The organism is Lysobacter antibioticus (genome assembly GCF_001442535.1).
Classification (GTDB): domain Bacteria; phylum Pseudomonadota; class Gammaproteobacteria; order Xanthomonadales; family Xanthomonadaceae; genus Lysobacter; species Lysobacter antibioticus.
The window spans coordinates 5048037-5058972 of the sequence record NZ_CP013141.1 but is presented as its reverse complement, the minus strand read 5'-3'; the positions used below and the strand labels follow the sequence as shown (position 1 = coordinate 5058972).

General features: G+C 67.9%; 8 protein-coding genes. All 8 read left to right on the top strand.

Going from position 1 to position 10936, the window contains the following annotated elements:
• Nucleotides 1–45: 45 nt before the first annotated feature.
• The 8 genes from GLA29479_RS20460 to GLA29479_RS20425 all read left to right on the top strand — a co-directional run bounded on the left by GLA29479_RS20460 (nucleotide 46) and on the right by GLA29479_RS20425 (nucleotide 10906).
• On the top strand, nucleotides 46–2409 hold the full coding sequence (locus GLA29479_RS20460) for a DUF2339 domain-containing protein (RefSeq protein ID WP_057972680.1): 2364 nt from the start codon (nucleotides 46–48) through the stop codon (nucleotides 2407–2409).
• On the top strand, nucleotides 2406–3794 hold the full coding sequence (locus GLA29479_RS20455) for a DUF3999 domain-containing protein (protein ID WP_057972679.1): 1389 nt from the start codon (nucleotides 2406–2408) through the stop codon (nucleotides 3792–3794). Before GLA29479_RS20460 ends, GLA29479_RS20455 begins: the two co-directional genes overlap by 4 nt.
• 1178 nt (nucleotides 3795–4972) lie before the next feature.
• Nucleotides 4973–6148: a phosphoglycerate kinase gene (locus GLA29479_RS20450; RefSeq protein WP_057972678.1), complete on the top strand. Its 1176-nt coding sequence runs from the start codon at nucleotides 4973–4975 to the stop codon at nucleotides 6146–6148.
• Between the two features lie 2 nt (nucleotides 6149–6150).
• Nucleotides 6151–6798 carry an HAD hydrolase-like protein gene (locus GLA29479_RS20445; protein ID WP_057920184.1) on the top strand — a complete coding sequence of 216 codons (648 nt, stop codon included), beginning with the start codon at nucleotides 6151–6153 and terminating at the stop codon, nucleotides 6796–6798.
• A gap of 505 nt (nucleotides 6799–7303) precedes the next feature.
• A complete protein-coding gene (locus tag GLA29479_RS20440; protein ID WP_057919018.1) occupies nucleotides 7304–7525 on the top strand; it encodes a DUF6289 family protein in 222 nt (73 codons plus the stop codon).
• A gap of 148 nt (nucleotides 7526–7673) precedes the next feature.
• Nucleotides 7674–7892, top strand: coding sequence for a DUF6289 family protein (locus GLA29479_RS20435; protein WP_144436652.1), 219 nt, complete (start codon nucleotides 7674–7676; stop codon nucleotides 7890–7892).
• A gap of 192 nt (nucleotides 7893–8084) precedes the next feature.
• Nucleotides 8085–8951, top strand: coding sequence for a PhzF family phenazine biosynthesis protein (locus GLA29479_RS20430; protein ID WP_057972677.1), 867 nt, complete (start codon nucleotides 8085–8087; stop codon nucleotides 8949–8951).
• A gap of 878 nt (nucleotides 8952–9829) precedes the next feature.
• Entirely contained in the window at nucleotides 9830–10906 is a 1077-nt protein-coding gene (locus GLA29479_RS20425; protein WP_057972676.1) for a collagen-like triple helix repeat-containing protein, read from the top strand.
• Nucleotides 10907–10936 lie beyond the last annotated feature (30 nt).

Below are 10936 nucleotides of genomic sequence, written 5' to 3'. Positions count from 1 at the left end.
GCGCCCGCGGCTTGGCGCGCGCCGGCCGCACCGCCGCCGCCGGACGTGTTCACGGTCGCCGCGCGTTGGCTGCGGCGTTGGTTCACCGAAGGCAACGTGCCGGTCAAGGTCGGCATGCTGGTGTTGTTCGCCGGCGTCGCCGCGTTGTTGAAATACGCGACCGACCAGGGTTGGCTGCACCTGCCGATCGAACTGCGCCTGGCCGGCGTCGCCCTGGCGGCCATGGCCGGGCTGGTGTTCGGTTGGCGCCAGCGCGAACGCAAGCGCAGCTTCGCCTTGAGCCTGCAGGGCGGCGCGATCGGCGTGCTGCTGTTGGTGGTGTTCGCGGCCTTCAAGCTGTACCAGCTGATGCCGGCCGGAGCGGCGTTCGCGATCAGCGTGGTGCTGGTGGCCGGCGCCGGCGTGCTGGCGGTGAAGCAGAACGCGATGGCGCTGGCGGTGTTCGCGATCCTCGCCGGCTTCCTCGCACCGATCTGGTTGTCGACCGGTTCCGGCAACCACGTCGCCCTGTTCGGTTACTACGCCGTGCTCAATGCCGGCATCTTCGCGATCGCCTGGTGGCGGCCGTGGCGGGTGCTCAATCTGCTCGGCTTCGTCTTCACCTGGGGCATCGGCACCTTGTGGGGCGTGCTCAAGTACCGCCCCGAGCATTTCTCCACCACCGAGCCCTTCCTGCTGCTGTTCTTCGCCTTCTATCTGCTGATCCCGGTGCTGTATGCGCGCAAGCGTCCGGCCGGGCGCCGCGACCTCATCGACGGCTGCCTGGTGTTCGGCACGCCGCTGGTCGCGTTCTCGCTGCAGGCCGGTTTGCTCGAAGGCGATCGCATGCCGCTGGCGTTCTGCGCGCTGGGGCTGGGCGCGTTGTACGCGGCGCTGGCGTGGTGGCTGCGTCGCGACGAACGCTTCCTCGCCCTGTCGACGCCGTATGCCTTGCTCGCCGCGGGTTTCGCGACTCTGGCCATTCCGCTCGCGCTCGCCGCCGAGGCCACCGCCTGCGTGTTCGCGCTGGAAGGCGCGGCGATGGTCTGGCTGGGCTTGCGCCAGCAGCGTCGCCTGCCGCAGTTGGTCGGCTTCCTGCTGCAGGGCGCCGCCGCATTCGCCTTCGTCATCGGCGCCAGCGATGCGGTCTGGGACGCCGAAGTAGCGGTGCTCAACGCCAGCTTCGCCGGCGCTCTGCTGATCGCCATCGCCGGTTTCGCCAGCGCCTGGAGCCATCGCCGCAGCGACAGCCTAGGGCCGGCCTTGCCGTATTACCTGTGGGGTCTGGCCTGGTGGCTCGGTGCGGTCGGCAGCGAGATCGCCGACTTCGTCCCCGACCGTCACAGCGCCGATGCGGTGCTGATGCTGACCGCGGTCAGCGGTTGGATCGCCGCCGAAGTGTTCCGTCGCCACACCTGGAAAGCCTTGTCGTTGACCGCGATGTTCGCCCTGCTGTCGGCGCTGCCCTTGTTGTTCGTGCAGGCCGACTTGCACGACTACCCGCTGGCCGGGTTCGGTTGGCTGGCCTGGGCGCTGTATGCGGTGCTCGGCTGGCGCAACCTGATCGGCCTGCGCGAGCGCGCCGGCGGCGAACTCGGCGTGGGCCATTCGGGTTGGTGGTGGGCGTGGGCCTTGGCGATCGGCGTGACCCTGCTGCGCGTGTCGACCTTGTGGGAGCGCAACGGCATTCCCGCGCTTGGCACCGGCTGGACCGTCGCGGCCTTGTTGCTGCCGATGCTGGTCATGGCCGCGGCGATCCTGTGGCGCCCGGGTCTGGTCGCACAGCCCTTGCCGCAGCGCTTCGCCGCTTGGCGCGCGCCGCTGATGGCCTCGTTCGCCATCGTGCTGGCGCTGGCGATCGGCTTCATCCTGGCCACCCCGGCCAATCCGCATCCGCTGATGTGGCTGCCGCTGGTCAACCCGCTCGGCCTGATGCAGTGCGCGGTGTTGACGGTGTTCGGCGCATGGCTGGCCTCGCCGCTGGTCGGGGCCGAACTGCAGCGCCGCCGTGTGCCCTTGCTGGCCGCCGCCGGCTTCGTCCTGGTCACCGTCGAAGTGCTGCGCAGCGCGCATTACTGGGGCGGGGTGGCGTGGTCGTCGTCGATGTTCTCGACCAGCCTGGTGCAGACCAGCCTGACCGTGGTCTGGAGCGTGCTCGGCGTGGCCGGCTGGATCGCCGGATCGCGCCGCGGCCAGCGCGGCCTGTGGCTGGCCGGTGCGGTGCTGATGGCGGTGGTGTTGGCCAAGTTGGTGTTGGTCGATCGCGGCCATCTCGGCAACCTGCTCGGCATCGCCTCGTTCATCGCCTACGGCCTGCTGTGCACCCTGGTCGGCTATTTCGCTCCGGCGCCGCCCGGTGCGCCGATGCCGCCGCGCGACGATACGCGGCCCGACCGCGATCCGCGCGACACTCACGAGGCCCAGGCATGAGCATGATTTCCAGATTCCGCCGCAGCGCCTGGTTGCTCGCCGTGGTGCCGCTGTTGGCCTGGGCCGGCCCGCGCGAGGACTACGCGCGGCAATGGCCCTTGAACCTCAGCCGCGACGACGGCGGCGCCTATCGCGTCGTGCTCGACGAGAATGTCTATCGGCAGGCGCAGAGCCCGCAGTTGCGCGATGTCGAGGTAATCGACGGTAGCGGCACGCCGGTGCCGGCTTCGGTGTTCGCCCCCGAACAGCCCTTGGCGCGCGCGCCGCAGCGCGTGGCCTTGCCGTGGTTCGCTTTGCCGGCGTCGCCGTCGGACTCGGCGACCCAGGGTTGGGAGTTGATCAGCGAAGTCGAGACCGACGGCCGCCTGCGTCGCGTCGAAGCGCGCAGCACCGCCACCGACACCACGCGTTTGCCGCAGACCGCCTTGTTGATCGACGCCAGCCGTTTGCGCCGGCCGATCCTCGCGCTCGAACTGGAATGGATGCCTGGCGCCGCGCTCGATGCGGCCTACAGCGTCGAAGCCAGCGACGACCTCGATCAATGGCGCAACCTGAGCAGCAGCGGTCGCCTGGTCGACCTGCAACGCGGCGGCCAACGCCTGCTGCAGCGGCGCATCGTCTTCGACAGCGTCGGCGAACAAGCGCGCTACCTGCGCCTGACCCCGCAAGACCCCAAGGCCGCCGCGCAGATCAGCGCGGTCAAAGCCGAGCTGGCCGGTAACGCCGCAGCCGCGCCGCTGCAATGGCGCGAGCTGAAAGGCCGTCGTATCGAGCAGAAGGACGGCGGCGTCGCGTTCGAATACGAACTCGACGGTCGCTTTCCGATCCAGCAGATCGATGTCGCCCTGCCGGGCAACCATGCCTTGGAATGGCGCCTCGACAGCCGCGACGCCGCCGAGCAGGGCTGGCATCCACAGGCCGGCCCGTGGATGGCATTCCGCGTCGCCGGCCAGGGCGAGGGCGATCGTTCCGCCGCGCGCCAACTCGCCGCGACCGTGCGCGACCGCCACTGGCGCCTGCGTGCGAACGCCGCGGTGCCCGGCGAACCGGTGCTGCGCCTGGGCTATCGTCCCGAAGTAGCCGTATTCCTGGCCCAGGGCGCACCGCCCTACGCTCTGGTTGCTGGCAGCGCGCGCACCGCCCGCGCCGATTCGCCGCTCGCGCATCTGATCGAAGCCCTGCGCCAGACCCGCGGCAAGGACTGGCAACCGGCCGAAGCCAGCCTCGGCGAACCCGCGCCTTTGGCCGGTCCCGCCGCCCTGGTGCCGCCGGAACCGAAGCGCGACTGGCGCTCGTGGCTGCTGTGGGCGGTGCTGGTCGCGGGGGCGCTGATCGTGGCCGGGTTTGCTTTCAGTTTGCTGCGTAGCTCGAAGCCGGTGGGGTGATGGGAGGGGCCGCGGTCGCGTTGCCTGGCCTTTAGCTGCAGCTCCAGCTCCGCATTCGCCACGGCTATGACTTCAGTTTTTCTATAGCGGTGACTTTAAGTTTTTTGCTGTTGCTGTTGCTGTTGCTGTTGCTGTGCGCAGTGCTGCACTCGCGAAGGCGATAGAAGACCCGGAGGGCGGCGCGCAGGGATGCGCGCCGTTTTTCATCGGGACAGGGATGTCCCGTATGAAAAATCCCTGCGTATGCATCGCTCGTGCGGGCCTGTGATTCAAAGAGAAGCATTTTTCTTTGGTTACCTTTGACCGAAGGGAATCCAGACGGACTTTTGTTGCTTATGACAAAAGAAAGTAACCCGCCGCTTTAGTGGCGGAAGCTTTTGGCGTTTGATCCTGATCTTGCTTAAAAGAGGCGCGGCAAGACCATCGCAGCGCGGTCGCGGCTTGCGCCGCTCCTACTCTGGCGAAAGCACGCCACTTCGATGGATGACGTTGGCCTTGCTACCTCTACGCGTCCCGCGGTCGCGACTCACGTCGCTCTACAGGGGTGGGTTCGCAGCGGCACGCCTATGGGGGCGCTCCAGGGTAGGAGCGACGCAAGTCGCGACCTCGTCCTGGCGACTGCCGGCGTGTTCTTCAAGCAAGTGCAGAGCTTCCGTCCGATGACGCGGCCGGGTTACTTTCTTTTGCTGGCCCAAAAGAAAGATAACCAAAGAAAAGGCCTTCCTTGACGAAGCTCCCCTGCGAGCACGCAGCCCGCGCCGGGATTTTCCGATAAGACGTCCCTGTCTTATCGGAAAACGCCGCACGTCCTGTGCGGCGCCCTCCGGGTCTCCACTTGACCGGCAAAGCGACAAATCAAAATCACAGCAACGACAACGACAACGGCAACGCGGTCGCTCTTGGGTAGGAGCGGCGTCCCACAGGGACTCCTTCGGTCACGAGCCGCGACCGCGCCACTTCGGTCTCGCCGCGCGGCCAGCGCCGAGCACAGGCCCAGTCGCCGGCCCCATGCCAAGCCGTTTTCACACGGATGAGCCCCGCCAATGCCTCCGTTCAGACACGAAGGTTTATTTCGGCCCCCCGCGCCGCGACAATAGCCACCCCGGCGCCGGCTCCCCCGAGCGAGCCACGTCCCCGTTCGACTCATTCCATCCCCCCGCAACGCCTCAGGAGGCCCCGTGCCCATCGTTCGCATGACCGATCTCGATCTCGCCGGCAAGCGCGTGTTGATCCGTGAAGATCTCAACGTCCCCATCGACGATGGCCGCATCACCTCCGAACTGCGCATCCTCGCCGCGCTGCCGACGCTGAAGCTGGCGCTGGAGAAGGGCGCGGCGGTGATGGTCACCTCGCACCTCGGCCGTCCCAAGGAAGGCCAGTGGAGCCAGGCCGATTCGCTGGCGCCGGTGGCGCAGCGCTTGTCGGAACTGCTCGGCATCGAGGTGCCGTTGATCAAGGATTGGGTCGGCGGCGTCGAGGTACAGCCCGGTCAGCTGGTGCTGCTCGAGAACTGCCGCATGAACGTCGGCGAGGGCAAGGACGACGAGGCGCTGTCGAGGCAGTACGCCGCGCTGTGCGACGTGTTCGTCATGGACGCCTTCGGCACCGCGCACCGCGCCCAGGCCTCGACCCACGGCGCGATCCGTTTCGCCAAGGTCGCCGCCGGCGGTCCGCTGCTGATGGCCGAGCTCGACGCCTTGGCCAAGGCGCTCGAACACCCGGCGCGTCCGCTGCTCGCCATCGTCGCCGGCTCCAAGGTGTCGACCAAGCTCGAACTGCTGTCCTCGCTGGTGTCCAAGGTCGACCAGCTCATCGTCGGCGGCGGCATCGCCAACACCTTTATCGCCGCGATGGGCCACAGCGTCGGCAAGTCGCTGGTCGAGCCGGACCTGATCGACACCGCCAAGCAGATCATGGCCGACGCCAAGGCGCGCGGCGCCGACATCCCGGTGCCGACCGACGTCGTGGTCGCGCCCAAGTTCGCCGCCGATGCGCCGGCGACGGTCAAGGCCGTCGATGCGGTCGACGCCGAGGACATGATCCTCGACATCGGCCCCGACACCGCCGCGCGCTATGCCGAGCTGATCAAGAACGCCGGCACCGTGGTCTGGAACGGCCCGGTCGGCGTGTTCGAGTTCGATGCCTTCGGTCATGGCACCGAGACCCTGGCGCGCGCCATCGCCGCGTCGAAGGCGTTCTCGATCGCCGGCGGCGGCGACACCCTGGCGGCGGTCGACAAGTACGGCATCGCCGACGAGGTCAGCTACATCTCCACCGGCGGCGGCGCCTTCCTGGAGTTCCTCGAAGGCAAGGAACTGCCGGCGGTGACCGCGCTCAAGCAGCGCGCGGGTTGATCGTGGGCGCACCGATCACCCTGTTCTTCGATCTCGACGGCACCCTGATCGACTCGGCCGAGGGCATCACCCGCAGCGTGTCGTATGCCTTCGAGCAGCTCGGTCATCCGGTGCCGTCGCAGGCCGAGCTGCGCGGTTGGATCGGCCCGGCCCTGCGCACCAGCTTCCTGCCCCTGCTCGGCGACGAGGCTCGCGTCGAGCAGGCGGTCGCGCTGTACCTGGAGCGCTACAGCCGCGAAGGCTGGACCGAGCTCTCGGTCTACGACGGCGTCGCCGAGATGCTCGATGCGGTCCACGGCGCCGGCCATCGCCTGGCCGTCGTCACCGCCAAGAACGAAGACAACGCACGCAAGATTCTCGGCGGCCTGCCGTTCGGCGACCGTTTCGACGACGTCATCGGTTCCAGCCGCGATGGCCGCCTGACCCACAAAGTCGATCTGATCGGCGAGGCGCTGCGCCGTTTCGAACTGTCGGCGGAACAGTGCCTGATGATCGGCGACCGGCGCATGGACATCGAAGGCGCGCGCGAGCACGGCATGCGCAATATCGGCGTGCTGTGGGGTTTCGGCAGCGAAGACGAACTGCGCCAAGCCGGTGCCCAGCACCTAGCCACCGCGCCGGCGCAATTGCCGGCCTTGCTCGCGGCCTGAGGGAGGCCGCGCGGGCATCCGAAGCCCGGCGGGTTTGGGGTAGGAGCGGCGTCCTACTGGATTTCCTTCGGTCACAAGCCGCGACCGCGCCGTCGCCCGTGGCGGCGTGAGCAACGGATTGCAGGCGAGTTTCAACGAGCGGGCGGAAGGCTGCGCGAGTTTGCTCGTGGCTGCACCGCCATCGGATCGGACGCGGTCGCGGCTCGCGCCGCTCCTACCCAGAGGCGGCGATGCAGTTGTCCGTCGTAGCGCCGCGCACCATGCATGTGCGCTGCAGCATCGTCCGTGCTGAATGCGCCGGCACGACCCCGCAGACTCGCCCGGACGCGTCGCGAGGAGTGCGATCGCAGGCGCTTTACGCAGCGGAAAAACAGCCAATAGCGATAGCAATCACGAATTCGATAAGTGGATACAAGCTCGGACGCCCGATCGCGCCGCTGCGCTCGCGCGCTGGCATAAGGTGCCCGAGCGGCGAATGACGCCGCGCAATCGGGAGAGAAATCGCATGCGTCGTATCGGATTGTTCGCTGCCGTCATGGCGGTGGCGATGGTGGGTGGCGTGTCGTTCAATGCACTGGCCTACAACTGGCAGGGCACCTGGTACTACTACGACGCCGAGGGCGCGCAGGTCGGCAAGTGGACCGCCGGTTGCGGCGCCGCCGACGGCCGTTGGGGCCAGACCACCGAGAACAAGCGTTTCGTGCAGGGCTGCGCAGCCGAAAGCTGAGGCGTCGCGCATACGGTTCGCGGCGTTCGCGCCGCAGGAAAGCTCCGGTCTTCCGGGGCTTTCCGCTTTGCGCGAGCGTCGCGGGGTTTCCAGCGCTCCGGCGAGGCATGGCCCGGCGGGGCACGAATCAAGCAAGGGGAGAACGACGATGCGTCTTATCGCAATTGCAGTGGCGACGGTGGTGTTGGGTGGATTTGCTCTGGCCGGCAGCGTCAAGGCCGCGCCTCCGTGGCAGGGTTATTCGATTCTGTATTTCAACGAGGCCGGCGAAGAAGTCGGCGGCGCCGTCGCAAGCTGCGGCGGCCAGTACAGCTCGTGGGGCGAGCGCACGGCGATCTTCCAGAAGCAGACCTGGTTCTGCGACTGATCGGCGAACCGCAGCGCAAGGGGCGGCTGCCTTGGCCGCGCCCTTGTGCTGCATCGCTGCCGCTTCGCTCGCACGACATCGTTCGCTTCGGCCGCACGCGTTCGCGCTAACGGCGTCGAACTCCTCATCGGTCGCGTCAATCGTGCCGAAGGCACATGAACGTACGCGCCGCGGGCTGTACGCTCGGCATCCATGAGCCTGCGCCGTTTTCTGCAACTCGATGTCTTCGCCCACCGCATCGGTGCAGGCAATCCGCTCGCGGTGGTGTTCGATGCGCAAGGCCTCGACAGCGAGGCGATGCAGTCGTTTGCGACCTGGACCCATCTGCCGGAAACGATCTTCCTGTTGCCGCCCGAGCAAGGCGCCGATTATCGGGTGCGTATCTTCACTCCGCGCCAGGAGCTGTCGTTCGCCGGTCATCCGAGCATCGGCGCGGCCTGGGCGGTGCTCGATGCGGGACGCGTTTCGCCGCGCAGCGAAGCCTTGGTGCAGCAGTGCGCGGCCGGGCATTTGCCGGTGCGCATCGTCCACGACGCGAACGGCCTGCGGGTCAGCATCCGCACGCCGCGCGCGCAGCGTTGCCTCACCGGCGACGACGAGCAGGCCTTGCTCGACGCGGCGTTGGCCGGAGTGCCATGGGGGCCGTTGGTGCCGGCGTTGTGGGACAACGGGCCGCGTTGGTGGGTGGCCGAACTCGCCGACGCCGCCGCGGTACGCGGCATGCGCCCCGACTTGGCGGCGATCCAGGCCTTGAGCGGCGAGGATGCGCTGGGGCTGGCGGTGTTCGCGCGAACCCGGGAGCCCGGATTCGCCTACGTGGTGCGGGCCTTCTGCCCGAGCGACGGCATCGCCGAAGATCCGGTGACCGGCAGCGCTAATGCGGCGATCGCGACGGCCTTGCTCGCCGCCGGCCGCATCGAGGCCGGCGATGCCTACCAGATCAGCCAGGGGCGCGAGGTCGGCCGCGATGGCTGCATCGAGATCCGCATCGACGACGATCGCGAAGTGTGGATCGGCGGACGCGTGCAGGCGGTGGTTCGCGGCACGGTCGAGTGGTGAAGCCGGTCCGGCACGAATCGTCGTGCGTAGTCCTGTTTGCGCCGATAACGCTTACTGCATAAGCGTTCGAAAGAAGAAAACCGTGCGACACCACTGAACAGATCGCGCCGCATCGGCGTGGCCGGGGCGTATGCATGCGCGCCCCGCAGAAGACACGTTCGAGTTGTGATTTAACACTTGCATTCAGAACGCTGAAGGGCGTAACCGTACGGTTACGCAGGGCGGTGTCCGCTCTTGTGCCGGTCGCTCGTTCCAGCGCTCATCGATGAACGAAAATCACCTTTTCTCACCGGTTTAACCGGCTATCGGAAATATGCGCACGTCTCCATATAAACGTGATGAACATCACATTTTATAAACGATGAATCGGAGCAGCCTTGGGCGACTACACACCAGAAAGGCAACTGTAAGTGTGATAGGGGAGCTTGCCCGTGTCGCCGCATAGAGCGAACGCAGGCGTAGCCACATATACGCGCACGAAGCAGCACGCGCTGCATTCGGAGGGACCTAATGGAATCTCACGGCATTCGTAAAGCCCTTTCTTACAGCCTGCTTGCAGCCTGCATCCTGACGGTCACGGTATCGACCACGGGTTGCTCGGGCTCGGGCGGCGTCAAATCGAGTTTCAATCCTAATCCCGGGGGGGCGGCGACGGGGGTGGCGGTTCGGGCGGCGGCGGCTCAGGAGGCGGCGGCACGGGTGGTGGAGGTTCCGGCGGCGGCTCGGGCGGTGGCGGCTCTGGCGGCGGCGGTTCCGGCGGCGGTGGCCCCGGCACTCCCGGTGGCCCCGGCACGCCTGGCGGACCGGGTAATCCACCCGGCTCCACCACGACCCCGCCCGGTAGCGTAGTCGGCTCGATCGGCACGACCGGCGGCGGCTTGCTCACCGGCGTCGGCGGCGCGATCAGCGGGCTCGGCGCGCAAATCCCGAACCAGGTACTGCTTGGCGGCAACACCCCGACCACGCAAGGTCTTGCGACCGTCGTCGACGATATCGGCGACACCATCACGGCTTTGGGGCAGGCGACCAGCGCCGGCATCGGCCAGACCGGCAACATCGCCAACCCGGTCGGCACGACCGCGGCCGGCGTCGACAACGTCGTGGTCAACGTCGGCAACACCGTGGACGACCTCGGCAAGACGGTAGCGACCGTAGGCGCCTTCCAGGGCTCGCCGATCCAACCGCTGACCAGCACCGCCGGTGGCTTGATCTCCGGCGTAGGCAACCAGGTCGAAGGCCTGGCGCCGAAAGTCGGTGGTCTGATCGAAGGTCAGACCGGACAGGCACTGACCGGCGCGGTCAGCAACGTGCTGACCCCGGTTGCCGGTATCGGCCAGGCCAACGGCGGCACCACCGGCGGTAGCGGCGGCAGCAACCTCGTCGCCAATGTCTCGCGCAGCGTAGGCGGCACGACCAGTGGCGTGGCCGCGGCGGGCGGCACGGTCGGCGCGCAGCTCAGCGGCGTTCCGGTTCCGGGCGGCGCGGCCGGCGTGATCGGTGGCGCGGTACAGAGCGTCAGTGGCAGCCTCGGCACGGTCGGCTCGGGCATCACCGCAGGCATGGGCAATGCCGGCAGCATCGCCAATCCGGTCGGGGTGACCGCGACCGGCGTGACCACCAGCGTCGCCGGTCTCGGCGGCACGGTCGGCGGCACCGGTGCGGCACTGACCAGCACCGGCGCCACCACGCCGTTGGCTCCGGTCACAGGCCTGGTCGGCGGTGCGGTGACGAGCGTCGGCGGCGGCGTGGCCACGGTCGGCACGACCGCGACCACCGTGGTCAATGGTCCTTTGCAGCCGGTTACCCAGGGGCTGAGCACGGTCGTCAACGGCGTAGCCGGGGCGACCGGGCTCAATGGCACCAGCACCACTACCGGCCTGCTCGGCGGCGCGTTGGGCGGTACCACCACCCAGGGTGGACTGCTCGGCACCAGCCTGCTGAAGAAAGATCCTTGAGCGCAGTTTGTGATGCAACGCGCGGGAACG